This window comes from Planococcus sp. TJ-201 (assembly GCF_058268495.1).
In genome coordinates this window covers 25,654-50,649 of the sequence record NZ_JBZDOG010000013.1, presented here as the reverse complement: position 1 = coordinate 50,649, position 24,996 = coordinate 25,654, and the positions used below count along the sequence as shown (strand labels likewise).

Here is a 24,996-nt window from a genome sequence, read left to right as displayed (position 1 = left end):
CACCCGTTCCCATCCCGAACACGGCAGTTAAGCTCTTTTGCGCCGATGGTAGTTGGGGGTCTCCCCCTGTGAGAGTAGGACGTCGCTAGGCACACGAAAACAAGTCGTTACCGATTCCGGTAACGGCTTGTTTTTTTATTTCCAGGAAACTCTACAATAAGGTACTTTGGAATCATCCCGGACTTTTTATTTCAAACCCACCGCTCTCGGCTGAAGTTGCTATAATGGGAGTAATCAATCAATGTGAGGATGGAAACTATGACTCAACGACGTCCAATAGTCGATGCTTTGATACAGCATCAAAACAGACAGCCCATTTCTTTTCATGTTCCTGGGCATAAACACGGCATTTTATCGGGGCTGCCGAAAGACATTCAGTCGGCGCTCCATTACGATTTGACTGAACTGACAGGACTTGACGATCTTCATTATCCGGAAGAAGCGATTAAAGATGCTCAGCTTTTGTTGGCGGATGCTTATGGGGCACGGGAAAGCTTCTTATTGGTCAATGGCTCGACGGTGGGGAATTTGGCCATGATCCATGCTGCCTGCAAAGAAGGAGATGCCGTGATTGTTCAGCGGAATTCACATAAGTCGATTTTCCATGCGCTGGAGCTTGCGCGTGTGTGCCCTGTTTACGTATCGCCGAAATGGGACGACAGATCAATGACAGCGGCTGGAGTGCCTCTTAAGGCCATAGCAGCAGCCATAGAGGCATACCCGGAAGCAAAAGCAGTGGTGTTGACCTACCCCAATTACTATGGAATGGTTTCTGATGAATTGAAGGAAATTATTGCTCTATGCCATGAGAACAAGATCGCAGTTTTAGTGGACGAGGCGCATGGTGCCCATTTTCAGACAGGATCCCCGTTTCCGGTTTCGTCGTTGGCTCTCGGGGCGGATGTAGTGGTGCAGTCGGCACATAAAACCTTACCGGCCATGACCATGGGATCTTTTTTGCATGTTGGCAGTGATCGAGTGAATGTAAAAAGAATTCAAAAATACTTGCGGATGTTTCAATCAAGCAGCCCATCGTATTTAATCCTGGCTTCTCTGGATGATGCGCGGTCTTATGTGCAAAATTATTCGCAGCCTGACATTCGGATGTTCAGCGAAAAGCGGGACCGTTTTCTCAGCAGTTTGCGGATGATTCCACAGCTGATCGTAGTAGAATCCGATGATCCGCTAAAGATTATGTTGAGGGCCAAACATCACAGCGGCTATCAGCTGAAACAACAGCTCGAGCAAGCAGGCATTGAGGTAGAACTGGCCGACCTGTTCCAGGTGCTGCTCATTTTGCCATTGCTGAAACAATGGCATGCCTATCCGTTTGCGGAAATCCGCAGCCGGTTAAAAGAGGCAGTAATGAGGCTTGAGGGAGAAGCCAGGCACGAAAATAAGATTGCGGTTCAGCAACAATTGGATGTCACCGTTCCAGAATTGTCTTTTGAAGAAATCGATTTGGCGGACCAGGAATGGATTTCGTATACACAAATTATCGGACGAATTGCTGCTGGCATGGTCGTTCCATATCCTCCCGGCATTCCACTGATGGTAGCTGGTGAAAAATGGACGTTACCTAAAGTGGAAGAGCTGATGAATTACTTGGCATCGGAAGCTCAAATCCAGGGCGACCACAGGTTGGAGTCCAAGCAGTTGCCGGTACTTCAGCAAGGCATGCAAGAGAATGAATAAGGCATAAAGAGGGTATACCTGTAACGCGATTTAAATGGGAAAGAATGTGGGGGATTTTCATGGAGCAAGAAAAATACGCAATTATTGATATCGGTTCAAATACCATTCGGTTGGTAATTTATACACGGGACAAAAGCGGGCGTTTTACAGAAAGTGAAAACGTTAAGGCGGTTGCCCGCCTGCGCAATTACTTAAACGAAGACAATCTATTGGAACGCGAAGGCATCGATATACTGGTCAAGACCTTAAAGAGTTTTCAGGAAGTTACCCGCCACCATCAGTTGAAAGCAATTAAATGTGTGGCCACAGCGGCTGTCCGCCAAGCAGAAAATCAAGATGAAATTATGAAAGCTGTGGAGAGTGAGACCGACTTCACTATTCGTATCTTATCTGAATTTGAAGAGGCAAACTATGGGTACTTGGCAGTCGTCAATTCGACGCCCTTTACCAGCGGCATCACAGTGGATATTGGTGGAGGGAGTACAGAAATCACGTATTTCAATGACCGCCGGCTGATTTATTTTTACAGTTTCCCTTTTGGAGCATTGTCTTTAAAGCAGCAGTTTATCCAAGGCGATACACCGACAAAAGGCGAATTGCGTGAATTGCGTTCATTTTTGAAAGAGCAGTTTGATCAGTTGGAATGGCTGGCCGATAAACGACTGCCGTTGATTGGCATCGGAGGAAGCGCGCGAAACATGGCTCAAATTCATCAAGAGCATATTGAGTATCCTTTGACTGGCGTTCATCAGTACAGAATGAGCAAGAATGATGTAGAAGAGATGAATGATTTATTGAAGTCCTTGGAGTTTTCGGATTTGCAGCGGCTCGAAGGTTTGTCGAAGGACCGGGCAGATATCATCATTCCCGCATTAGAAGTATTTCGTTATTTGATGGAATTGATTGATACGGAAGAATTTGCTCTCAGCAGAAAAGGATTGAGAGACGGAGTTTTCTATGAAGAAACGACCAAGGATTTTGATTTATCGGTCTTTCCGAATGTTGTAGAAGAAAGCTTTCACGAACTGGCCATCGACTACGACATCAATTTGACGCATGCGTTTCATGTCACAAACAGTGCATTGCTGATTTCAAAAGAATTGGAAGAAGTGGGCTTGCTGTCACTGGAGGAAGAAGATTACAAACGGTTGAAGTTGAGCAGTGCCCTTTATAATTTAGGAAGTTATATCGATTCTGAGTCCAGCCACCAGCATACGTTCTACTTGCTAAGCAATCGGACCATTGACGGCCTGTTGCACAAAGAACGGGTCATTGTGGCATTAATGGCTTCGTTTAAAAACAAAGAAACCTTTAAACGCAACCTCGCGATTTACGAAGAGTGGTTTAGCAAGGAAGAAGTGGTTAAATACAATTTGCTGGGTGCCATTATTAAACTGGCATATAGCTTGAATGCGACAAAACGCGACATTGTGGAGACCATTGAACTGGAAGAAAAAGACGACAAGCTCGTATTTTCTATTCGCTGCAGCGAAGACTGGAAGCCGGAGCAGTACCAGGTGGAGAAGCAGAAAAAACATTTGGAAAAGCAGCTGAAGAAAACGGTTGATTTTAAATTTTACAAATAATTAACATTACAAATGCCTGATCCTGCTTTTTAAAAAGCTCGAAAATGGTACGATAATAGAATGGATTATACGTAAAAGGTGGAGTCGAAATTGGAAACAGTAAAAAAGAAAAATGTGGAACTCAGACAACCTGCTTATTACAATAACCGTGAATTGAGTTGGCTTGCTTTTAATGAACGAGTGTTAGAGGAAGCAATGGATAAACGAAATCCTTTGCTTGAGCGGTTCAAGTTTTTGTCCATTTTCAGCTCTAACTTGGACGAATTTTTTATGGTTCGTGTAGCCGGGCTGCAGGATCAGGTGAAAGTTGGGTTTACGAAACCCGAAAACAAAGCCGGTATGACCCCAAAACAGCAACTAAATGAAATTGCGATGAAGACCCACCGGTTGGTGGACTTGCAATACGAAACCTTGCAAAAAAGTTTGCTGCCTAAGCTTCAAAAAGAAAATGTGGAATTTGTAAAAATGGCGGATTTGAGTGCAGATCAATTAGTGATAATGGAAAAACACTTTGAAGATCATATTTTCCCCGTGCTGACGCCGATGGCTATTGATGCATACCGCCCTTTTCCCATGCTGTTGAATAAAAGCATCAACTTGGCAGTAGTACTGGAAGACGAACTAGAGCAGACAGAAGAAAGGCAGAAAATTGCCATCGTCCAAGTTCCTTCTGTACTGGATCGCTTTGTCCGTTTGGACTCCAAAAAAGCAAGCCACAAGCTGATTTTGTTGGAGGATGTGATCGCCTTTTTCATCCGCAAACTTTTTAATGGCTTCAAAGTAATTTCGGCATCCGTGTTCCGGATTACCCGAAATGCTGACATGACCATCCACGAAGAAGGGGCGCGTGATTTGCTCAAGGAAATTGAAGAAGAGCTTCGCAAACGAAAGTGGGGTGCAGCTGTCCGCTTGGAAATCCAGCAGCCTGGCTTTGACCCCGCTATTTTGGATTACCTGACCGATGAACTGGAAGTGCATAAAAAAGATGTTTATGCCATTGAAGGATTTTTGGATTTGACGGTCTTTTTCAATTTTTATAAAAAAATGGCGCCGATCTGGGAGCATTTGGTCTTTGAAGGGAAAGTGTCGCAGTTGCCGGCTGGAATGGAAACAGGCAAAGATATTTTCCAAAAGGTCAGCGAACAGGATGTTTTTCTCCATCACCCATACGAATCGTTCGAACCGGTTGTCCAATTTATCTCTGAGGCAGCCGATGACCGCGATGTACTCGCCATCAAACAGACACTTTATCGTGTCAGCGGCGATTCACCGGTTATCAAGGCGCTGAAAAGAGCAGCAGAAAATGGCAAGCAGGTAACGGTGCTCGTGGAACTAAAGGCCCGTTTTGACGAAGAAAACAATGTCCAGTGGGCCAAAGAGCTGGAAAAGGCCGGATGCCATGTGATTTATGGCATGACCCATTTGAAGACGCACAGCAAAATCACATTGGTTGTCCGCAAAAAAGACGACAAGATTGACCGTTTTGTTCATTTGGGAACGGGCAATTACAATGACCAAACAGCGAAAATCTACACGGATATGAGTTTGTTCACTTCTAAACGGCAGTTCGGGATCGACGCTACCAACTTTTTCAATTATTTGAGCGGTTATACCGAAAAACCGGAATTTCATTATTTATCAGTAGCACCATTCACGATTCGCACAGATATCATCGACTTGATTGATGCTGAAATCGGTTTCCAGAAAAAACAGGGCAATGGACGAATAATTGCAAAAATGAATTCCTTGACGGACAAAACCATCATAATGAAATTGTATGAAGCATCAAATGCTGGAGTAAAAGTAGATTTGATTGTTCGGGGGATCTGTTGTTTGCGGCCTGGAGTTCCTGGAGTCAGTGAGAACATCCAGGTACGCAGCATCGTCGGCAGTTTGCTTGAACATAGCCGTGTCTATTTTTTCAATCATAATGGCAAAAGCAAGATCTTTTTGTCTTCAGCAGATATGATGACACGGAATTTGAACAACCGCATCGAAATCCTGTTCCCGATTATTGATGAAGACATCAAAGAGCAGGTCAAGAGCATACTGGAGCTCGGGCTTGCCGACAATGTCAAAGCAAGAGAACAGGATGCAGCTGGCGTCTACCATTACGTACCACGTAAAAATGATGAGCCGGCAATAGACAGCCAAATGGAGCTGTTCCGCAGGGCCTATCAAGTGGCAGAAGACGAGGAATAATGAGGAAACCGTTCATTTCCGTAGGGAGATGGACGGGTTTTTTAGTGGTCACTGTAAAAAAGAAGGCATTTCGTGTATAGTATAAAGAGTTTAAAACAGTACATAATGATTAATTTCATGGAATCAGGTGAACAGCAAAATGAGTTATTTGATCAATCTGGAAGGCGGAGAAGGATCGGGCAAGTCGACGGTCTTGAAAATGCTGACAGATGCATTAAAGGAAAAAGGGTTTTCTGTTGTTTCCACGCGTGAACCCGGTGGCATCGAGATTGCTGAACAAATCCGCAACGTAATTTTAGATCGGGAAAATACTGCGATGGATCCACGAACAGAAGCTTTGTTATACGCTGCGGCAAGAAGGCAGCATTTGGTTGAGAAAATTATTCCGGCACTGGAGGCAGGAAGCATCGTCCTTTGTGACCGTTACGTCGATTCAAGCCTGGCTTACCAAGGGTATGCGCGCGGGCTTGGAATGGAAGAAATCTTTGCCATTAATAAGTTTGCCATTGATGATTACATGCCGGACATGACGCTTTACTTTGATGTGAATCCGAAAGTCGGATTAGCACGAATCGAAAAAGATCTCGGACGGGAAATCAACCGTCTGGATGTTGAATCGATGAAGTTCCACTACAAAGTAAGAGAAGGCTATCTGTTATTATTAAGCCAGAATCCGGAGCGTATTCGTCTGATCAATGCAGAGAATGAATTGGATGTCGTTTTTGCAGATGCATTGGAAACGGCTTTACGGTTTATAGAAGAACGGCAAACGACAGTTGATCCCCTATAGGATCAACTGTCGTTTTATGTGGGCTATTTTTTTGGCAAAGAGCTGGAAAGATATGCAGCGTATATCTTTGTTCATGTTATACTTATATAGAAGAAAGACAAAAAGGAGTGAGTGCTGATGAAACTCGTAGTAGCAGTTGTACAGGACCAAGACAGTAACCGTTTATCCAACGCGTTGACAAAAAACGATTTCCGGGCTACCAAACTTGCCAGTACAGGAGGGTTTTTGCGCTCAGGGAATACAACCTTTTTAATCGGGGTAGAAGATGATCTTGTACCGAAATTGCTGGATTTGATTCGTGAAAACTGTCGTGCTCGTGAACAGATGGTAGCACCTGTATCGCCAATGGGCGGCAATGCTGATTCGTATATTCCATACCCAGTAGAGGTTGAAGTGGGCGGGGCGACTATTTTTGTACTGCCGATCGAACAGTTCCATCATTTCTAATAACTAGTTCCCCTCGATAAATGGCAGAGTGCCTGTCACCTAAGCACCATAACGAATACCCGTGCTCCATTCGGAACACGGGATTTTTTACAAAGTCTGAAGGTGGAAGTTATGCAAAAAACAACAGATGAATTTTTGGAAATGCAGCCGGTGGTCATGAAACGGCTTCAAGGTGCTTATGCGAAAGATCGATTGGCGCACGCCTACTTGTTTGAAGGTCCTGCTGGCTCAGGAAAAAAAGAAATTACCCATTTCTTCGTCAAGCTTTTGCTATGCGAATCACCTGTGCAAAATGTTCCATGTGAAACATGTCGGAGCTGTCAGCTTTATAATTCCGGCAACCATACGAATGTTATTTTCATTGAACCGGATGGCCAAAATATTAAAATTGACCAAATTCGTGAGTTGATTTTCAAATTGAATAAGACCGGGCTGAGTACAGGCCGTAAAATATACGTGATTGAACAGGCAGATCGCATGAACAATTCTTCCGCCAATGCTTTGCTGAAGTTTTTGGAGGAACCGGAATTTAATGTGACAGCGATTCTTTTGACAGAGCGGCTGAATGCATTGATGAGCACGATCCGTTCCCGCTGCCAATTGGTATCGTTCCGGCCGCTGTCACGGCCAAAGCTGATGGAAAAATTGATGGCAGATGGCATGACTGAATCGATGGCTGCCACTGTCAGTATGCTGACGCAAAGCGAAGAAGAAGCCGTTGCTTTAAGTCAGGATGAACAATTTGCACAAGCCCGGAAAACCGTATTGAAACTGGTGGAAGTGGCTGGCAGCAATGTCCACGAGGCTCTTTTAATGCTTCAAGCTGAGTGGCTGCCGTTATTTAAAGAAAAAGAAGATGCCGAAAGAGGCCTGGACATGTTATTATTTGCATATCGGGACATCGCTTCGGTAAAAGCAGGTCTTGAAACTGCACGAACATATCCAGACATGGAAGAAACTTGGAAGCAGATGGCTCTCCAGCGTTCTTTTACGGTATTGTCCAAGCAGTTGCAGGCTATTTTACAAGCCAAACAACAATTGCCGCGCAATATGAACCGGACGCTGTTGATGGAGCAGTTAATGCTGAATCTGCAGGAGGGGTAGCAATTGTATAATGTGATAGGGGTTCGCTTTAAAAAAGCGGGTAAAATATATTATTTCGATCCAGGTGAAATGACGATTGAAAAGGACGATTACGTTATTGTGGAAACAGCACGAGGTGTAGAATATGGCAAAGTGGTCGTGCCAACAAAAACTGTTGGAGAAAACGATGTCGTCTTGCCATTAAAGCAAGTTGTTCGTGTGGCAACTGATCGTGATCGCCACCAGGTGGAAGAAAACCGCCTGGAAGCAAGCCGTGCTTTTGAACTGGGCACAGGCAAAATTGAAGAGCATCGATTGGATATGAAGCTGGTGGATGTTGAATACACGTTTGACCGCAACAAAGTTATTTTTTACTTTACAGCAGAAGGCCGTGTGGATTTCCGGAACTTGGTCAAAGACTTGGCGGCTATTTTCCGGACACGCATCGAGCTTCGCCAAATTGGTGTTCGTGATGAAGCCAAAATGCTAGGCGGAATCGGTCCTTGTGGCCGAATGCTTTGTTGCTCGACATTTTTGGGCGATTTTGAGCCCGTTTCGATCAAAATGGCAAAAGATCAAAACTTGTCGTTGAATCCTTCGAAAATCTCAGGTTTATGCGGCCGTTTGATGTGCTGCTTAAAATACGAGAACGATGAATACGAAACAGCAAAAAAAGAAATGCCGGATGTTGGAACAAAAGTAACGACACCAGACGGCGAAGGCCGCGTGGTGGGCATGAATATTTTAGAACGAGTGTTAAAAGTTCGGTTATCTGAGCAGGAACAAACACTTGAATACACATTAGATGAGATAATGGGCCAAGGAACGAGAGCGTGAGGTGGTTTAATTGAAGGAAAAGAACTTTTTAGACACGGTCATGGAGTTTGAACAGCAGCTCCAATCCATGCAAGAACAATTCAGTGAACTAAAAGCGGTCGTAGCCCGGACGATGGAAGAACATCACGCGCTGCAATTGGAAAATCACCATTTGCGCACACGCCTGGATGAATTTCACAAAGCTGTGCCGGAAGTGGCTGCTGTGGATCCAGTGAAGTTGAAAAAAGCCGTCATGGATATTGGTGAAGGCTATGACAACTTAGCCCGTTTGTATCACGAAGGCTACCATGTTTGCAATGTGCATTTTGGCAGTTCCCGAAAAGGCGACGATTGCCTGTTCTGTTTGTCATTTTTGAATAAACAGAACTGAAAATACAGGCAGCCAAGCAGCTGTCTGTAAGATGATAAAGAGAAAGGCTTCCGACACTCCGTGTGGCGGCAGCCTTTTGTTATGCTGGGAGTTGAACAGATGTTAGTGGATGACGAAAGATTGGATTATTTATTGGCAGAAGACCTTCGGATCATCCAAAGTCCGTCGGTGTTTTCGTTTTCGCTTGATGCCGTTCTGTTGGCGCGTTTTGCTTATGTTCCACTGAAAAGAGGAACCGTCGTGGATCTGTGCACTGGCAACGGGGCGATTCCATTGTTTTTAAGCGCCCGTACAGAATCCCGCATCATCGGTGTGGAGCTGCAGGAGCGGCTTGCCCACATGGCGCGGCGCAGTGTGGCCTATAATGGCCTCGAGCAGCAAATTGACATTATTAAAGGCGATGTAAAAGACATGCCGGCACAGCTGGGATTTGAAAAATACGATGTCGTGACCTGCAACCCGCCCTATTTCCCGGCACATGAGATGAGCGACAAAAACATCAGTGAGCACATGGCGATTGCGCGGCATGAGCTGCACCTGACCTTGGATGAAGCGGTTTTGGCAGCAAGCCAGTTGCTGAAGCAAGGCGGAAAAGCGGCATTTGTCCATCGGTCCGGCCGCTTGATCGACCTGATTGCGGCAATGCGCGCCAACCGGCTGGAACCGAAACGGATCCGTTTGGTATATCCGAAGGCAGGCAAAGAAGCCAATACGCTATTGATTGAAGGCATTAAAGATGGCAAACCGGATTTGAAAATTTTGCCGCCGCTAATAGTCTACGGTGACAATGGAGAATACACCGAAGAAGTGCGGGAATTGTTGTATGGCAGCGAGTAACCATTATTTTTACGTTTTGGAATGCGCCGATCGGTCTTATTATGCCGGGTACACCAACGACCTTGAAAAGAGGCTCGCTGCGCACAATGCAGGAAAAGGTGCGAAATACACACGAGCTAAAGGGCCATCCAAGCTTATTCATCAGGAATGCTTTGACACAAAACCGGCAGCGATGAAAGCGGAATATGCCTTCAAGCAATTAACAAAGGCACAAAAAATTCGTTATATTGCTGAAGGAAAGGAGAACGGCAAATGAAATCCCAAAAAAGTTTTCAGCACAAGACAGCCACTTTGTATTTGGTGGCAACACCCATCGGCAATTTGGAAGATATGACAATCCGCGCCCTGCGCATCCTAAAAGAAGTGGATATAATTGCGGCGGAAGACACGCGCAACACCAAAAATCTCTGCAACTATTTCGATATTCAGACCAAGTTGGTCAGCTACCACGAACACAACCAGGAGAGCGGCGGTTTTAAGATCTTGTCGTACTTGGAAGAAGGCAAGTCCGTGGCGTTGGTCAGTGATGCGGGAATGCCATGCATTTCCGATCCTGGAGAAGACATCGTCAAACGAGCGGTTGCTGAAGGCTATCCTGTTGTGCCAATACCCGGAGCCAACGCGGCCCTGAGTGCACTGATTGCATCTGGAATCTCGCCGCAACCTTTTTTGTTTTACGGATTCCTATCGCGCAATAAAAAAGACCGGCAGGCAGAGCTGGAACTCCTCAGCCAGAAAGAAGAAACCCTGATTTTTTACGAAGCTCCCCACCGGCTGAAGGAAAGCTTGAAAAGCATCCAAAAAGCAGTAGGCGACGAACGAAAGATCACATTGGCGCGGGAAGTGACAAAAAAATTCGAAGAGTTTTTAAGAGGGACGATTGAAGAGGCAGTGGGATGGGCTGAAGAAAATGAAATCCGCGGCGAGTTTTGCTTGGTACTCGAAGGCAATGCTGACCCAGAACCTTTGGAAAATGTGAAATGGTGGGAGAACCTGTCCATCGAAGAACACGTAGACCAGCTGATCGCAACCAAAAACCTGACATCCAAAGAAGCCATCAAAGAAGCAGCAATCGAACGCCAACTGTCCAAGAGAGAAGTTTACCAAGCTTATCATACTTAGAAAAGCGGAAGCGCCCATGTAGATCCGACGGGCATAAGACGCGCTGGCGAAGCGGCATGTTTTCAGCCGCACAGCCAGCGTGGCTTATGACCCAAGGATCTGGGCGTTGGAGTCTGGACAGTAAGAAAAGCGGAAGCAGCCGTTTAGCCCCGACAAGCGGAAGCGCCCGTGCAGATTCCACAACCGTTGTAAGACTAGTTCCTTGAACATGAAAAAACCCAGGATGCCAATGCATCCTGGGTTTTGCAATCTTACTTTTTCAAGTTATTTTGAATCTCTTTTACCAGCATTTCTGCGCCTTCAGCACTCAAAATCAATTTCCCGCCAACCAACTGCATGTTGTCGTCTGATACTTCGCCTGTAACTGCACATGTCATATTAGGTAAATATTTTTTCAAAATAATTTTGTCGTCATCCACATAAATTTCCAATGCGTCTTTTTCTGCGATTCCCAAAGTACGGCGTAATTCAATCGGAATTACCACACGTCCTAATTCGTCCACTTTTCGAACAATACCTGTCGATTTCATAATAATAATCCCCCTTTTAATTTATCGGATGCATTCGTCAAAATTCGACATTTACCACTTCCTGTCATAAATCATACCAACTACTGGCAATTTGGTCAATAAAAAACTATCAGAATCATAATGAAATTTTACATCTCTTGTTAATTTTCTTTGATTTGTGCTTAAGAACGCCATGAATTTGACAAGATTACTGGAAAACTGAAAAAATACTCTCAAGTTTGAATAAAAAATGTCGAATTTTTACTGAAAACTTCTTTGTCGAATTGAAAGATTGTACAAAATAGGGGACTTCGTTAAAATAAGAACTATACCAAAAAACTGGAGGAATTTTTCGTGACTGCTAACAAAGAGACCTTTTATTTAACTACCCCGATTTATTACCCAAGCGGAAAATTCCATATTGGAACGGCTTATACAACGGTCGCCTCTGATGCAATGGTCCGCTACAAGCGTTTACGTGGATTTGATGTCCGGTTTTTGACTGGAATGGACGAACATGGCCAAAAAATTGAAGAAAAAGCGCAAGAAGCGGGCATGGCGCCACAGGAGTTTGTGGATGACATGGCTGCAGCCGCTAAACAAGTTTGGTCGACAATGGATATTACGTACGATGATTTTATCCGCACTACAGAAAATCGCCATAAAGAAGGAGTGGAACGGATTTTCAAAACCTTCCTCGACAATGGCGATATTTATAAAGGCGAGTATGAAGGCTGGTACTGTACGCCTTGCGAATCGTTCTTTACGGAAAACCAGTTGGACAACGGGAATTGTCCGGATTGCGGGCGCCCAGTCCACAAAGTTAAAGAAGAATCGTATTTCTTCAATATGAAAAAATATGCAGGACGCTTGCTCGAGTATTACGAAAACAATGTTGAATTTATTGAGCCGGAATCGCGCAAAAACGAAATGATCAATAATTTCATCAAACCTGGACTAGAAGACCTGTCGGTATCACGGACTTCTTTTGATTGGGGAATTCCGGTTCCAGGAGATCCAAAACACGTCATTTATGTATGGGTCGATGCATTGTCGAATTACATCACGTCACTTGGCTACGGCTCAGATGACGAAACTCTATTCAATAAGTACTGGCCGGCCGATGTGCATGTAGTTGGGAAAGATATTGTTCGCTTTCATACGATCTATTGGCCGATTTTCTTAATGGCATTGGATTTGCCGCTGCCGAAGAAAGTGTTTGCCCACGGCTTTATCATGATGAAAGACGGCAAGATGTCGAAATCCAAAGGCAATGTTGTTTATCCGGAAATGCTCGTGGAGCGCTACGGCTTGGATGCGACACGCTACTTCCTGTTGCGTGAGCTGCCATTTGGTTCAGACGGCGTCTTTTCACCAGAATCGTTTGTCGAGCGAACCAATTTTGATTTAGCAAACGATCTCGGGAACTTATTAAACCGGACGGTATCGATGATCAATAAATATTTCGACGGGGCTGTACCGCAGATCAACGGATTGCAGACGGAATTTGACGGGCCGCTTCAACGCGTAGCTGCGCAGACAGTAAAAGTCTACGAGCAGCATATGGAGAGAATGCAATTCAGCATTGTCTTAAGTGAAGTTTGGGCACTGATTTCAAGAACCAATAAATACATCGATGAAACACAGCCATGGGTACTGGCAAAAGACGAAGCTGCAAAAAGCCAGTTGGCTTCAGTAATGGCTCATCTGGCAGAAAGCCTGCGCATGACTGCAGTTATGTTGCAGCCGTTCCTGCCGAACGCACCAAAGCAAATTATTGAACAGCTTGGACTGACAGAAGAATTTTTAGCTTGGGATACGCTGCAAGACTTTAGCCAAATTCCTTCAGGCACTCAAGTGGTGTCCAAAGGAACGCCTATCTTCCCGCGTCTTGAAGTAGACCCGGAAGTTGCGTACATTCGCGATCAAATGCGCGGCACTGCGGCACCAGTTGCAGAAGAGCCAACAATTGTCGAAGTTCCAGACGTTCCGGAAATCGCAATTGAAGATTTTGCAAAAGTAGATTTGCGTGTAGCGACAGTGACAGCTTGTGAAGCTGTTCCAAAGACATCAAAACTGTTGAAACTTCAGTTGGATATGGGGTATGAGCAGCGGCAAGTTGTTTCTGGGATTGCAGAACATTACAAACCCGCAGAACTAGTTGGCAAGAAAGTAGTAGTAGTCGCCAACCTAAAACCTGTAAAACTTCGAGGCGAATTGTCTCAAGGCATGATCTTAGCTGGTGAAAAAGACGGCTACCTGACGTTGGCGTCAGTTGCTGAAAAACTCCCAAATGGCGCGAAAATAAAATAACACTACTGGAAAAGGCCTGTTTTGACCCACTTTAAAAAGTGGGTCTTTTTTGGTTTTTCTGGGTTTTACGGCCCAAGATTACAGCTGAAATAATCGTTTTGACATGGAACTAACATGTTTTGTTACCCAATTGTAATGTTGTTGTGAAGAAAGATACAGGTGGAACCATTAGAATAAAGCTTAATGTGAGGAGAATGATTGATGTTTATCGATACCCATGTACATTTAAATGCAGACCAATATGATGAGGACCTGGTACAAGTCATTGAGCGTGCACGAGAAAGCCATGTGGAGAAAATGGTAGTCATCGGCTTCGACCGAAAAACGATCGAACGAGCCATAGAATTGGCCGAAACCTATGAATTCATCTTCGCAGTAATTGGTTGGCATCCAGTCGATGCCATCGATTGTACTGAAGAAGACCTGAAATGGATTGAAGAACTATCAGCCCATCCAAAAGTAGTTGGAATCGGGGAAACCGGATTGGATTACCATTGGGACAAGTCACCAAAAGAAGTGCAGCAGGAAATTTTCCGCAAGCAGATTCGATTGGCTAAAAAAGTCGAGTTGCCTATTATCATCCACAATCGGGAAGCCACGGAAGATGTCTTGAAAATTCTAAAAGAAGAAAATGCAGCAGAAGTAGGCGGTGTCATGCATTGTTTCAGCGGCAGCGTTGAAACTGCCCGCGAAAGTATAGAAATGAACTTTATGATTTCTCTTGGCGGGCCGGTCACATTCAAAAATGCCAAAAAGCCGAAAGAAGTCGCCGAATTGATTTCACTCGATCACCTGATGATCGAAACAGATGCTCCGTATTTAGCGCCTCACCCGTATCGTGGAAAGCGAAATGAACCCTCTTATGTGCCATTAGTAGCCGAAGAAATCGCACGATTAAAAGGAATTTCGATAGAAGAAGTAGCAAAAGCAACCACTGAAAATGCTGAAAAATTTTATAAACTTTCTCAAAAAAAGGGAAATTAAAAAAATCAGATCGTTTGACACGTTAAACATGAGCCCATATAATCACTCAAGTGAAGAAGGAGGAATTATTTTTGTCAATAGAAACAAATAAACCCAAATCATCAAAATTATTCAAAGGTAAATCATTGGCGGTAACAATCGCAACTGTATTGTTGTTTGCAGCGGTTTTGACCTTTGCAATATATGAAGGCACAAAGAATACAGTATCTGTAACAGCAAATGGTGAACAGGAAGAAGTAAGAACCCATGCAGAAACCGTCGGAGCATTTTTAGAAGAGCAGGACATCAAACCTGGAGAACACGATTTCTTGAGCCATTCTGCAGAAACAGCAATCAATGAAGATTTATCTCTCGAATGGGATGCAGCAGAACAATACAATGTGACAGTTGATGGAGAGGCCACTTCGGCTTGGACAACTGAAAACACGGTGTCAGAAATTTTGGCAAAAGCGAACGTTGAGCTTACGAAACACGATAAAGTATCACCGGCACTAGAAGAGCAAGTTGATGAGGAAACAACGATCTCAGTGGAAAAAGCTTATGAGGTTACCATTCAAGACGGTACGGAAGATAAGAAAGTATGGTCTACTTCGACTACGGTCGCTGACCTTTTAAAGCAGCATGAAATTTCAGTGGGCAAACTGGATCGAGTGGAGAACGAAATGGACGAATTGGTCCTTCCGAATTCAACAGTCAAAGTGGTCCGCGTTGAAAAGGTCACCGATGTAGTCGAGGATTCTGTAAAATATGCGGTAGAAACAAAAAAAGACAGTTCACTTCTTAAAGGCAGCGAAAAGCTTGTCCAAAAGGGAGCGAATGGCGTAGTTGAAAAAACGTACGAAGTGGTTAAGGAAAACGGCAAAGAAGTAAAGCGTGACCTTAAAAACGAAAAAGTGGTAAAAGAACCAACGAAGCAAGTAACTGCAGTAGGAACGAAAACCGTTGTGGCCAGCGTTTCACGTGGCACTCAAGCCAAAGCAGCAGCTCCAACAGCTAAAGCAGAGCCTGCAAAACAGGCAGCACCAACCGAGAAAAAAGCAGCACCAGCAGAAAAAGCATCAGTCAAAACAGCTTCAGCTGAAAAAACACCTGCTCCTGCACAAGCAAAAGCAGAACCTGCTAAAGCAGCACCGGCAGAAGCGGAGCCAACAGGCGGCAAAGAGTTTTACGTGTCAGCCACAGCTTATACAGCAAGCTGCACCGGCTGTTCAGGAATTACAGCTACCGGAATCAACTTGCATACAAATCCAGGCCTTAAAGTGATTGCTGTAGACCCTAGCGTTATTCCGTTAGGCTCTAAAGTATGGGTTGAAGGATATGGAAATGCGATTGCAGGTGATACTGGCGGAGCAATCAAAGGCAACAAGATTGATTTGTTTATGGCCAGCCAATCTGATGCGATCTCATTTGGACGCAAACAAGTAAAAGTTAGAATTCTTAACTAATCTACAGTAAACTCCACCATAGGCTTTCTTGGGTTCATTCCCAGGAAAGCTTTTTACACGTCTACCCGCTAACGTGTAGAATAAACAAGAAGCTTGAAAAGAGGAAATATATATGAAGATAAATGAAATTATCGTAGTTGAAGGAAAAGACGATACAGTCGCGATTAAGCGCGCAGTCAACGCAGATACAATTGAGACCAACGGTTCCGCCATAACGCCAGAAACACTTCAGCGAATTGCGCACGCGCAACAAAAACGGGGTGTCATCGTTTTTACAGATCCTGATTATCCGGGACGGCGTATCCGTGCTATTATTGAAGAACACGTGCCTCAGGCTAAGCATGCATTTTTGGCGAAAGAAAAGACGATTGCTAAAAATGGCAAAGGTTTAGGAATCGAGCATGCCCGTGATGAAGACATCCGCGAAGCCTTACAAGCTGTCTATACGCCGCTGCAGGAAGAACGTGCTGTAGAGATTACCATGGAAGATTTGATCGATGCTGGGCTTGTAGCACATCCACAAGCCAAACAGCGCCGCATCCAAATCGGCAATGATCTACAGATCGGCTATACCAATGGCAAACAGCTCCAGAAGCGTCTCTATATGTTCGGTATATCCAAAGACCAGTTTATTAAAGCGGTACAAGCGTTAACTCAGGAGGAAAACCAATGACCAAAGATATAGCGACACCCATCCGCACCCAACAAATCATGGCAAAATATGATTTAAAAGTGAAAAAAAGCTTGGGGCAGAACTTTTTAATCGATCCTAATATTTTACGAAAAATTGTCGGACAGGCAAAATTGACCAAGAACTCTGCAGCCATCGAAATTGGCCCGGGAATTGGTGCATTAACCGAACATCTGGCAAGAGAAGCAGGCAAAGTGCTGGCTTTTGAAATCGATCAGCGGCTGCTTCCTGTACTCGACGACACACTCTCACCATACGACAACATTTCCATCGTTCATGCCGATATTTTGAAAACCGATGTGCAAGCTGCTATCGACCGTGAGCTGGCAGGTTATGATGATATCGTCGTTGTAGCAAATTTGCCCTATTATGTAACCACACCTATTATTTTAAAGCTATTGCTGGAAAAACTGCCGATTCGCGGTATGGTCGTTATGCTGCAAAAAGAGGTGGCTGAACGCATTACAGCTAAACCTGGGACTAAGGCTTACGGATCGCTGTCTATCGCCATTCAGTACTACACACAGGCCGAGATGGCATTAACGGTTCCGAAGTCCGTATTTTTGCCGCAGCCGAATGTTGATTCGGCTGTTATTCGAATGACTAAACGGGAAGTTCCAGAAGTGGAAGTCATTGATGAGGACTTTTTCTTTAGTGTGACAAGAGGGTCGTTTGTTCAACGAAGAAAAACTATTTTGAACAACCTTCAAGTGGCAATGCCTTTAGGAAAAGAGAAAAAAGAACTGATTTTGAAGGCATTGGAAGAAGCAGAAATCGATCCTGCCCGTCGCGGAGAAACCTTAACGATCAAAGAATTTGGGTTACTCGCTGACAAATTGTATGCTTATTTCCAGTGAAACCGGGGATCTGTTACAATTTTGGCACATGTTGTTTCGGGTTAAAGATATTTCGAATAAATAAATATTGACAGCACTGGGCAGTCGTTGATAAAATTATAAATTTGCTTGACTATTCCATTATATTATGGTAAAATTTTGTCTATAGTGAGGTGTAGACAAAATGCCCAAAACTTTGGCGGATATTAAAAAGTCGTTAGACCTACATTTAGGAAAACGCTTGCTTTTGAAGGCAAACGGAGGTCGCAAGAAAACGGTCGAACGTGCCGGAATCCTGCGCGAAACGTATCACTCCGTGTTCGTAATTGAGCTAGATCAAGAAGAGCATGCATTTGAACGCGTGTCTTACAGCTACGCAGACATCTTAACTGAAGCAGTAGAAATTACTGTGTACGAAGGAACTGAAAACGCACTTGTCGTGAAATAATTGAATCATATGTATAAGTTACTCCAAAACTTGCTCCTGCTTACAAGCAGAAAGCGAGTTTTTTTGTTTCTGTCGGCACTTTGCTTTCCATTGTCCGGCGGTATGTTAAAATAGTCTTCATTAGAATATAAAAGGAGGCAGTGGGATGCTCTACGTAAAAGCGCCTGCCAAGATCAACTTAACATTAGACGTGTTACATAAACGTCCAGATAATTACCACGAAATTGAAATGATCATGACAACGGTGGATTTGTCGGACCGCATCGGATTGATGGGAACCGCCAAAGGCATACATATCCAGTCTGCAGATCGCTTTGTACCGAACGATTCCCGCAACCTTGCTTACCAGGCGGCGCAATTGATCAAAGATACTTTCAACATCAAAACCGGCGTCATCATTTCGCTGGATAAAAAAATTCCGGTCGCTGCCGGCCTTGCTGGAGGCAGCAGTGATGCCGCAGCAACATTAAAAGGGCTCAACAAACTGTGGCAATTAAACCTGTCACTTGATGAGTTAGCTGAACTGGGAGCCAAAATTGGTTCAGACGTTTCTTTTTGTGTTTACGGGGGCACGGCGTTAGCTAAAGGGCGTGGTGAAATTATCCAGGAGTTGCCGACTCCGCCAAATTGTTGGGTTATTTTAGCGAAGCCGACAATTGGGGTTTCTACAGCTGACGTTTACGGAGCGTTCGATGTCCAAACAGCTCAGCATCCAAATACGGACGAAATGATCCAAGCACTCCATGACGGCGATTATGAAGCCATGTGTGACAACTTAGGAAATGCACTCGAGAGCGTTACCTTAAAATTGTATCCGGAAGTTGAACAAATTAAAGAACAGATGAAGAAATTTGGTGCTGACGCGGTATTGATGAGCGGCAGCGGCCCGACGGTTTTTGGATTGGTGCATAACGAAGCACGCATTCCGCGCATTTATAATGGCTTGCGTGGATTCTGTTCAGAAGTTTACGCTGTGCGTTTGATCGGCGAACGGGAGCCACTTGCCTAAATACGGATATTTATGGTAAGTTTTCTATAAATCATTCGTGTTTAGGAGAGGGTAGTCTTGAAGTGGAAGCGCAGTGAACGGCTTGTTGATATGACGCATTTTTTATTGGAACACCCGCATAAATTAATTCCGCTGACTTATTTCTCGGATCTTTATCAATCAGCCAAGTCGTCTATCAGTGAAGATTTGGGGATTGTCAAAGAAACGTTCGAAGAAAAAGGAATTGGTTTGCTGATGACCGTTCCCGGAGCAGCGGGCGGCGTTAAATTTATTCCTAAGCTCCAAGCCCGTGAAATCAGGTCTATTATGGCAGATCTCATGGAAGAGCTGAGTCATTCCGATCGGCTTCTGCCGGGGGGCTATTTGTATATGACCGATGTGTTGGGTAATCCGGAGATGATGAACCGTGTCGGCAAAGTATTCGCCACCGCGTTCGCAAAAGAAAAAATTGACGTTATTATGACAGTGGCTACAAAGGGCATCCCCATTGCCCATGCGATTGCCCGCCATTTAAATGTGCCGGTGGTTATCGTCCGTAGAGACAGCAAAGTTACGGAAGGCTCTACAGTTAGCATCAATTATGTTTCAGGATCTTCCCGCCGCATTCAGACCATGGTGTTGTCAAAACGCAGCATGAAAAGCGGCCAGCGTGTCCTTATCACCGACGACTTTATGAAAGTCGGCGGAACGATGAACGGCATGAAAAACTTGCTGGAGGAGTTTGAATGCACGTTGGCTGGGGTGGCTGTATTGGTCGAGGCAGAACATTCGGATGAACGGCTTGTAGAAAAATACCTGTCTCTCGTCAAATTGCATGAAGTGAGCGAAAAAGAACGCACAATTGCTTTAGAAGAAGGAAATTATTTTGAGAATGGAGGAATTTAATATGAATTATGTAGCGACAGATAAAGCAGCAGCTGCGATTGGACCCTATTCACAAGGTGTGGTTTCAGGAGGCTTGCTCTACAGTTCAGGCCAAATTCCATTAACTGCAACCGGAGAATTGGTGGAAGGCACGATGTCTGACCAGGCTCATCAAGTCTTTTCTAACTTAAAAGCCGTTCTTGCAGAAGCCGGTTCCTCTCTGGGGGAAGTTATTAAGACCACTGTTTTTATTAAAGATATGAACGATTTTGCGGAATTGAACGAGGTTTACGCAGCATATTTTGGCGATCATAAACCGGCACGCTCAACTGTTGAAGTGGCCCGTCTGCCAAAAGACGTGAAAGTAGAAATTGAAGTTATTGCAAAAGTGAACAACTAAAAGCAAATTTTGAAACAAAAGAACTGCAAGCTTCCTCGTATAAACGAGCTGCTTGCAGTTCTTTTGTTTTATTGATCAAATTTTCTAATAAGTTTTGTAAATTATGAAGGAGATTAGTCCTTTTTAGCGAATACCCATAATTAGGGTTTAAATAACAGCTGAGAGAAGGGAGGATGAAAGAATGGAAGTAACAGATGTGAGATTGCGGCGTGTACAAACCGATGGCAGAATGAGAGCAATCGCTTCCATCACACTGGATAATGAGTTTGTCATCCATGACATTCGTGTGATTGATGGAAATGAAGGCTTGTTTGTTGCGATGCCGAGCAAAAGAACACCGGATGGAGAGTTTCGGGATATTGCCCATCCGATCAATTCGAGCGCACGCACCAAGCTTCAAGAAGCTGTCTTAACTGCATATGAGCAAAGTGAAAGCGAAACGGTATTGGAAAATGCCAGTGTTTAACGGAGCGGAATCAAGGGGCCTTCTATATTAAATAGGCTCTTTTTTTATTTGACTTTTTTTGTAATGGTATTGTCATGCCTTGAAACCTTGAAAAAACAGGGTTTTTCCGCTATAGTCAATAAGGAAAAGCGATTTTTTAAATTGACATAGCCAGTTTAAAAACTGGATTTCACAAGCGGTATAAATAAATGGTCGATAAGAAGGTCAAAATGGACATCTTATCAGCTCAGGAGTGGAGGGGCAAGGAATGGCGAATACATACGCAGTAATTTTAGCTGCCGGCCAAGGCACGCGCATGAAGTCAAAATTGTACAAAGTGCTTCATCCAGTATGCGGTATGCCGATGGTTGAGCACGTGACGCGCAATGTCGAGAAACTCGGCGTCGAAAAAATCGTTACCGTTGTGGGCCATGGGGCAGAAAAAGTTCAGCAGCAGCTGGGCGAAAAAAGTGAATACGCGTTGCAATCGGAACAACTAGGAACGGCTCATGCCGTGCAGCAAACAGCTTCTATGATCGAAGGGCTTGCTGGCACAACGTTGGTCGTTTGCGGGGACACACCGCTAATACGTCCGGAAACCATGCAGGCTCTTCTTGATCAGCATGCTGAAACTCAGGCAAAAGCTACAATCTTAACGGCAATCGCCGACAATCCAACAGGCTACGGACGGATTCTTCGCAACAACGCTGGCATCGTCGAAAAGATCGTCGAGCAAAAAGACGCATCTCCAGAAGAGCAGCAAGTGAAAGAAATCAATACCGGAACGTACTGTTTTGATAATGAAGCATTGTTCGAAGCGTTGAAACTGGTTTCCAATGACAATGTCCAAGGTGAATATTATTTGCCAGACGTCATCGAAATTCTTCAAAAACAAGGAGAAGTTGTTGCCGCTTATGCAACAGACAGCTTTGATGAAACTCTTGGGGTAAACGACCGTGTGGCTTTGAGCCAAGCGGAAAGCACAATGCGCAAACGAATTGCTGAAAAGCACATGAGAGCCGGTGTGTCCATCATTGATCCGGCAACAGCTTATATTAGCGCACAAGCGGAAATTGGGGCGGATACCATCATCCACCCGAACGTAACGATCGATGGGGATACGAAAATCGGAGAAGACTGCGTCATTTCTTCGAACAGCCATATTGTCAACAGCACTATCGGAGACCGTACGACCATCCGCAGTTCAGAGATCCACGACAGCAGCATCGGAACAGATACAGCTGTGGGGCCGTTTGCACACATCCGTCCAGAAACGGTATTGGGCAATGATGTAAAAATCGGCAACTTTGTCGAAGTGAAAAAATCAACCGTCGGAAACGACAGCAAAGTTTCTCACTTAAGCTATATTGGCGATGCCCAGGTGGGAACAGACGTCAATATCGGCTGCGGCACAATCACGGTTAACTATGATGGAAAAAATAAATTCCAGACCGTTATCGAAGATAACACCTTTATCGGCTGCAACTCCAATCTGATTGCACCGGTTACTGTAGGCAAAGGGTCTTATGTAGCGGCTGGCTCTACCATTTCGAAAGATGTTCCAACGGATTCATTGGCGATTGCTCGCGCGCGCCAGGAAAATAAAGAAGGCTACGCAAACAAATTGAACGGTAAAAAATAGGAGGGTTCACACCTAATGGGCTATCAAAATGCAAACTCGAAATTGAAAATCTTTTCATTGAATTCGAACCAGGCGCTGGCTGAAGAAATTTCAGAACACGCAGGCATTCCACTTGGAAAAAGTTCGGTTACACATTTCAGTGACGGTGAAATCCAGATCAATATTGAAGAAAGTATTCGTGGTTATGATGTATTCATCGTGCAATCGACTTCTCAGCCAGTCAATGAAAACTTGATGGAGCTATTGATCATGATCGATGCTGTCAAACGTGCCTCTGCCCGCACAGTCAATGTCGTGATTCCTTATTACGGTTATGCCCGCCAGGACCGTAAAGCCCGCTCACGTGAACCGATTACCGCAAAATTAGTAGCGAACCTTCTGGAAACTGCAGGGGCAACCCGTGTAGTCGTCCTGGATTTGCATGCTCCTCAAATCCAAGGGTTCTTTGATATTTTGATTGACCACCTGGTAGCTGTACCTTTGCTTTCCGATTATTTCCTGAACGAAAGTGGCATCGATCTTGAAAATGTCATCATTGTTTCACCGGATCATGGCGGGGTTACGCGTGCACGCAAAATGGCGGACCGCCTGAAAGCGCCGATTGCGATTATTGACAAGCGCCGCCCTCGCCCGAATGTATCGGAAGTCATGAACATTGTTGGTAATGTCGAAGGCAAAACTGCCATCATTATCGATGACATCATCGATACAGCGGGAACCATTTCAATTGCGGCCAGCGCTTTGATTGAAAGTGGCGCAAAAGAAGTATACGCCTGCTGTACACATCCTGTCCTGTCGGGTCCTGCAGTACAGCGCATCAACGATTCCGTGATCAAGGAATTGATCATCACCAATTCGATTGCATTGCCTGAAGAAAAGAAATCTCCGAAGATCAAGCAATTGTCTGTAGCGCGTTTATTGGCTGAAACCATTGTTCGTGTTCATGAACAAAAATCTGTCAGCACACTCTTTGATTGATCAGAATAACCACCTTTCTGTGTAATAGGTTTCATTATTGTAGGAAAAGGGTATATACTGTTATATGTACCTATCGAGAATTATGTACTTTTTAATATAACTGGAGGCTGAAAGTAATGACTGTAAAAATGACCGCACAAAAAAGAGAAAGCAGCAACAAGAATTCTGCATTAACTGAACTTCGTTCAAAAGGAAATGTACCAGGCGTAGTTTACGGCTTTAAAACTGAAACGACACCGGTAACTGTATCTGAAATCGAATTGATCAAAACTTTGCGTGAATCTGGACGTAACGGCGTAATCAGCCTTGAAATCGATGGCAAAAGCACAAACGTTGTATTGAGCGACTACCAAATGGACGCTTTAAAAGGCAGCTTCAAGCACGTTGACTTTTTAGCGATCAACATGTCCGATGAGCTAGAAGTGGCTGTAACAGTTCACTTGACTGGCGAATCAGTAGGCGAAAAAGAAGGCGGCTTTATCACTCAGCCAAACCGCGAAGTAACTGTACGCGTAAAACCTTCTGACATCCCGGATGCATTAGAAGTGGACACAACTGAATTGGCGATTGGCGAAACAATCACAGTCGGCGATATCCGCGGAACTGTATCATACGAAATCTTGGATGAAGACGACTTTATCCTTGTATCTGCAACAGCTCCACGTACACAAGAAGAATTGGACGAGCTTGAAACTGTATCTGACGAAGATGCAGAACCAGAAGTGGTTGGCAGCGAAGATTCTGAAGAAGAAGAAAACAAAGAAGCATAAATACGAGTGGGAAATAGGGGCTGTCGAGAGACAGTCCCTATTTTTTTGTTTCACGATTACTTATGGTAAAATAAAAGGCAGTGAAAAAGCAAAGGAAGATGGGTATGAAATTGATTATTGGCCTGGGAAATCCGGGCAAAACATATGAAGACACACGCCACAACATCGGCTTTAAAGTGGTCGATTATTTGGCAAGCCAATGGAATGCACCGTTGACGCAGGCGAAATTTAAAGGGATGTATTCCATTAGCCATCGTCCTGAAGGCAAGGTGATGCTTTTGAAGCCGCTGACTTACATGAATTTATCAGGTGAAAGTGTTAGTGCGGTAATGGATTACTACAGTATCGAGCTAAAAGACATTATTGTGGTATACGATGACCTGGATTTGCCGGCTGGCCAATTGCGGTTGCGCCAAAAAGGCAGTGCCGGTGGCCATAATGGCATCAAGTCACTGATCCAGCATTTAGGCACTCAGGAATTTAACAGGCTGCGCATCGGCATTAGCCGTCCACCCGCAGGCATGAAAGTGCCGGACTATGTGCTGCAGCGCTTTTCAAAAGAAGAGATGCCGGAAGTCGCCGATGCGATCAAAAAGAGTGCGGCAGCTTGCGAAACTTGGCTCTCTAAACCTTATCTCGAAGTAATGAATCAATTTAATGGAGCATAATCGCTTTGACGCATCTGGCGTTCAG

26 protein-coding genes and 1 rRNA gene are annotated in these 24,996 nt (G+C 44.5%); 26 read left to right on the top strand and 1 reads right to left on the bottom strand.

The features are described 5' to 3' along the window. From rrf to rsmI, 12 genes are all read left to right on the top strand, one after another. Positions 1-91 (top strand): 5S ribosomal RNA (gene rrf, locus AC4EG4_RS18900); the annotation flags it as partial. A gap of 167 nt (positions 92-258) precedes the next feature. Further along, positions 259-1,695 carry an aminotransferase class I/II-fold pyridoxal phosphate-dependent enzyme gene (locus AC4EG4_RS18895; protein WP_490988695.1) on the top strand — a complete coding sequence of 479 codons (1,437 nt, stop codon included), beginning with the start codon at positions 259-261 and terminating at the stop codon, positions 1,693-1,695. Positions 1,696-1,754: 59 nt separating this feature from the next. After that, positions 1,755-3,281: an exopolyphosphatase gene (ppx, locus tag AC4EG4_RS18890; RefSeq protein ID WP_490988694.1), complete on the top strand. Its 1,527-nt coding sequence runs from the start codon at positions 1,755-1,757 to the stop codon at positions 3,279-3,281. Positions 3,282-3,371: 90 nt separating this feature from the next. Beyond that, positions 3,372-5,483: an RNA degradosome polyphosphate kinase gene (locus tag AC4EG4_RS18885; protein ID WP_490988693.1), complete on the top strand. Its 2,112-nt coding sequence runs from the start codon at positions 3,372-3,374 to the stop codon at positions 5,481-5,483. Between the two features lie 139 nt (positions 5,484-5,622). Beyond that, the gene (tmk, locus tag AC4EG4_RS18880; RefSeq protein WP_490980251.1) at positions 5,623-6,273 is read left to right on the top strand and encodes a dTMP kinase; all 651 of its coding nucleotides are present in this window, start codon (positions 5,623-5,625) and stop codon (positions 6,271-6,273) included. A gap of 117 nt (positions 6,274-6,390) precedes the next feature. Beyond that, positions 6,391-6,720, top strand: a complete 330-nt coding sequence (gene darA, locus AC4EG4_RS18875; RefSeq protein WP_490980250.1) for a cyclic di-AMP receptor DarA — start codon at positions 6,391-6,393, stop codon at positions 6,718-6,720. A 111-nt stretch (positions 6,721-6,831) separates the two neighbouring features. Then, positions 6,832-7,824, top strand: coding sequence for a DNA polymerase III subunit delta' (holB, locus tag AC4EG4_RS18870; RefSeq protein WP_490980249.1), 993 nt, complete (start codon positions 6,832-6,834; stop codon positions 7,822-7,824). 3 nt (positions 7,825-7,827) lie between these two features. Then, positions 7,828-8,640, top strand: a complete 813-nt coding sequence (locus tag AC4EG4_RS18865) for a PSP1 domain-containing protein (RefSeq protein WP_490988692.1) — start codon at positions 7,828-7,830, stop codon at positions 8,638-8,640. Between the two features lie 10 nt (positions 8,641-8,650). Continuing rightward, entirely contained in the window at positions 8,651-9,010 is a 360-nt protein-coding gene (gene yabA / locus AC4EG4_RS18860; protein WP_142830599.1) for a DNA replication initiation control protein YabA, read from the top strand. A gap of 99 nt (positions 9,011-9,109) precedes the next feature. Beyond that, on the top strand, positions 9,110-9,847 hold the full coding sequence (locus AC4EG4_RS18855) for a tRNA1(Val) (adenine(37)-N6)-methyltransferase (protein WP_490988691.1): 738 nt from the start codon (positions 9,110-9,112) through the stop codon (positions 9,845-9,847). Beyond that, positions 9,834-10,103: a GIY-YIG nuclease family protein gene (locus tag AC4EG4_RS18850; protein WP_490980246.1), complete on the top strand. Its 270-nt coding sequence runs from the start codon at positions 9,834-9,836 to the stop codon at positions 10,101-10,103. The genes AC4EG4_RS18855 and AC4EG4_RS18850 overlap by 14 nt, the downstream gene beginning before the upstream one ends. Next, positions 10,100-10,969: a 16S rRNA (cytidine(1402)-2'-O)-methyltransferase gene (gene rsmI, locus AC4EG4_RS18845; protein WP_490988690.1), complete on the top strand. Its 870-nt coding sequence runs from the start codon at positions 10,100-10,102 to the stop codon at positions 10,967-10,969. Before AC4EG4_RS18850 ends, rsmI begins: the two co-directional genes overlap by 4 nt. 251 nt (positions 10,970-11,220) lie before the next feature. Here the strand turns inward: rsmI and abrB are convergent, their stop codons facing one another. After that, a complete protein-coding gene (gene abrB / locus AC4EG4_RS18840) occupies positions 11,221-11,499 on the bottom strand; it encodes a transition state genes transcriptional regulator AbrB (protein WP_407676721.1) in 279 nt (92 codons plus the stop codon). Between the two features lie 333 nt (positions 11,500-11,832). Here abrB and metG point away from each other — a divergent pair, with 333 nt between their 5' ends. From metG to pth, 14 genes are all read left to right on the top strand, one after another. Next, positions 11,833-13,791 (top strand): methionine--tRNA ligase, encoded by a 1,959-nt coding sequence (gene metG / locus AC4EG4_RS18835; protein WP_490988689.1) that lies wholly within the window; start codon positions 11,833-11,835, stop codon positions 13,789-13,791. 201 nt (positions 13,792-13,992) lie between these two features. After that, a complete protein-coding gene (locus AC4EG4_RS18830) occupies positions 13,993-14,775 on the top strand; it encodes a TatD family hydrolase (protein WP_490980243.1) in 783 nt (260 codons plus the stop codon). A gap of 71 nt (positions 14,776-14,846) precedes the next feature. Beyond that, complete coding sequence (locus AC4EG4_RS18825; RefSeq protein ID WP_490988688.1) at positions 14,847-16,220, top strand: ubiquitin-like domain-containing protein; 1,374 nt, start codon at positions 14,847-14,849, stop codon at positions 16,218-16,220. A gap of 112 nt (positions 16,221-16,332) precedes the next feature. Then, positions 16,333-16,893 carry a ribonuclease M5 gene (rnmV, locus tag AC4EG4_RS18820; RefSeq protein ID WP_215101508.1) on the top strand — a complete coding sequence of 187 codons (561 nt, stop codon included), beginning with the start codon at positions 16,333-16,335 and terminating at the stop codon, positions 16,891-16,893. Then, on the top strand, positions 16,890-17,768 hold the full coding sequence (gene rsmA, locus AC4EG4_RS18815) for a 16S rRNA (adenine(1518)-N(6)/adenine(1519)-N(6))-dimethyltransferase RsmA (protein WP_490980241.1): 879 nt from the start codon (positions 16,890-16,892) through the stop codon (positions 17,766-17,768). Before rnmV ends, rsmA begins: the two co-directional genes overlap by 4 nt. Positions 17,769-17,931: 163 nt before the next feature. Then, on the top strand, positions 17,932-18,195 hold the full coding sequence (gene veg / locus AC4EG4_RS18810; protein WP_490980240.1) for a biofilm formation stimulator Veg: 264 nt from the start codon (positions 17,932-17,934) through the stop codon (positions 18,193-18,195). Positions 18,196-18,340: 145 nt separating this feature from the next. After that, a complete protein-coding gene (gene ispE / locus AC4EG4_RS18805; protein ID WP_490980239.1) occupies positions 18,341-19,204 on the top strand; it encodes a 4-(cytidine 5'-diphospho)-2-C-methyl-D-erythritol kinase in 864 nt (287 codons plus the stop codon). Between the two features lie 57 nt (positions 19,205-19,261). Further along, the gene (gene purR / locus AC4EG4_RS18800; RefSeq protein WP_490980238.1) at positions 19,262-20,089 is read left to right on the top strand and encodes a pur operon repressor; all 828 of its coding nucleotides are present in this window, start codon (positions 19,262-19,264) and stop codon (positions 20,087-20,089) included. A 1-nt stretch (position 20,090) separates the two neighbouring features. Continuing rightward, entirely contained in the window at positions 20,091-20,468 is a 378-nt protein-coding gene (locus AC4EG4_RS18795; protein ID WP_490980237.1) for a RidA family protein, read from the top strand. Positions 20,469-20,649: 181 nt separating this feature from the next. Continuing rightward, positions 20,650-20,934 carry a septation regulator SpoVG gene (gene spoVG / locus AC4EG4_RS18790; RefSeq protein WP_142830626.1) on the top strand — a complete coding sequence of 95 codons (285 nt, stop codon included), beginning with the start codon at positions 20,650-20,652 and terminating at the stop codon, positions 20,932-20,934. 247 nt (positions 20,935-21,181) lie between these two features. Beyond that, positions 21,182-22,555 carry a bifunctional UDP-N-acetylglucosamine diphosphorylase/glucosamine-1-phosphate N-acetyltransferase GlmU gene (gene glmU / locus AC4EG4_RS18785; RefSeq protein ID WP_490980236.1) on the top strand — a complete coding sequence of 458 codons (1,374 nt, stop codon included), beginning with the start codon at positions 21,182-21,184 and terminating at the stop codon, positions 22,553-22,555. Between the two features lie 15 nt (positions 22,556-22,570). Further along, complete coding sequence (locus tag AC4EG4_RS18780; protein WP_142830631.1) at positions 22,571-23,533, top strand: ribose-phosphate diphosphokinase; 963 nt, start codon at positions 22,571-22,573, stop codon at positions 23,531-23,533. A 116-nt stretch (positions 23,534-23,649) separates the two neighbouring features. After that, positions 23,650-24,303 (top strand): 50S ribosomal protein L25/general stress protein Ctc, encoded by a 654-nt coding sequence (locus AC4EG4_RS18775; RefSeq protein ID WP_490980235.1) that lies wholly within the window; start codon positions 23,650-23,652, stop codon positions 24,301-24,303. A 104-nt stretch (positions 24,304-24,407) separates the two neighbouring features. Further along, positions 24,408-24,971: an aminoacyl-tRNA hydrolase gene (gene pth, locus AC4EG4_RS18770; protein ID WP_490988687.1), complete on the top strand. Its 564-nt coding sequence runs from the start codon at positions 24,408-24,410 to the stop codon at positions 24,969-24,971. Positions 24,972-24,996: the final 25 nt, after the last annotated feature.

What these genes read in the sequence shown, in the direction of transcription:
- AC4EG4_RS18895 (WP_490988695.1), top strand. Translation starts at nt 259, where the DNA reads ATGACTCAACGACGTCCAATAGTCGATGCTTTGATACAGCATCAAAAC.
- ppx (WP_490988694.1), top strand. Translation starts at nt 1,755, where the DNA reads ATGGAGCAAGAAAAATACGCAATTATTGATATCGGTTCAAATACCATT.
- tmk (WP_490980251.1), top strand. Translation starts at nt 5,623, where the DNA reads ATGAGTTATTTGATCAATCTGGAAGGCGGAGAAGGATCGGGCAAGTCG.
- darA (WP_490980250.1), top strand. Translation starts at nt 6,391, where the DNA reads ATGAAACTCGTAGTAGCAGTTGTACAGGACCAAGACAGTAACCGTTTA.
- holB (WP_490980249.1), top strand. Translation starts at nt 6,832, where the DNA reads ATGCAAAAAACAACAGATGAATTTTTGGAAATGCAGCCGGTGGTCATG.
- AC4EG4_RS18855 (WP_490988691.1), top strand. Translation starts at nt 9,110, where the DNA reads ATGTTAGTGGATGACGAAAGATTGGATTATTTATTGGCAGAAGACCTT.
- AC4EG4_RS18850 (WP_490980246.1), top strand. Translation starts at nt 9,834, where the DNA reads ATGGCAGCGAGTAACCATTATTTTTACGTTTTGGAATGCGCCGATCGG.
- rsmI (WP_490988690.1), top strand. Translation starts at nt 10,100, where the DNA reads ATGAAATCCCAAAAAAGTTTTCAGCACAAGACAGCCACTTTGTATTTG.
- abrB (WP_407676721.1), bottom strand. Translation starts at nt 11,499, where the DNA reads ATGAAATCGACAGGTATTGTTCGAAAAGTGGACGAATTAGGACGTGTG.
- AC4EG4_RS18830 (WP_490980243.1), top strand. Translation starts at nt 13,993, where the DNA reads ATGTTTATCGATACCCATGTACATTTAAATGCAGACCAATATGATGAG.
- rnmV (WP_215101508.1), top strand. Translation starts at nt 16,333, where the DNA reads ATGAAGATAAATGAAATTATCGTAGTTGAAGGAAAAGACGATACAGTC.
- rsmA (WP_490980241.1), top strand. Translation starts at nt 16,890, where the DNA reads ATGACCAAAGATATAGCGACACCCATCCGCACCCAACAAATCATGGCA.
- veg (WP_490980240.1), top strand. Translation starts at nt 17,932, where the DNA reads ATGCCCAAAACTTTGGCGGATATTAAAAAGTCGTTAGACCTACATTTA.
- ispE (WP_490980239.1), top strand. Translation starts at nt 18,341, where the DNA reads ATGCTCTACGTAAAAGCGCCTGCCAAGATCAACTTAACATTAGACGTG.
- AC4EG4_RS18795 (WP_490980237.1), top strand. Translation starts at nt 20,091, where the DNA reads ATGAATTATGTAGCGACAGATAAAGCAGCAGCTGCGATTGGACCCTAT.
- spoVG (WP_142830626.1), top strand. Translation starts at nt 20,650, where the DNA reads ATGGAAGTAACAGATGTGAGATTGCGGCGTGTACAAACCGATGGCAGA.
- glmU (WP_490980236.1), top strand. Translation starts at nt 21,182, where the DNA reads ATGGCGAATACATACGCAGTAATTTTAGCTGCCGGCCAAGGCACGCGC.
- AC4EG4_RS18780 (WP_142830631.1), top strand. Translation starts at nt 22,571, where the DNA reads ATGGGCTATCAAAATGCAAACTCGAAATTGAAAATCTTTTCATTGAAT.
- AC4EG4_RS18775 (WP_490980235.1), top strand. Translation starts at nt 23,650, where the DNA reads ATGACTGTAAAAATGACCGCACAAAAAAGAGAAAGCAGCAACAAGAAT.
- pth (WP_490988687.1), top strand. Translation starts at nt 24,408, where the DNA reads ATGAAATTGATTATTGGCCTGGGAAATCCGGGCAAAACATATGAAGAC.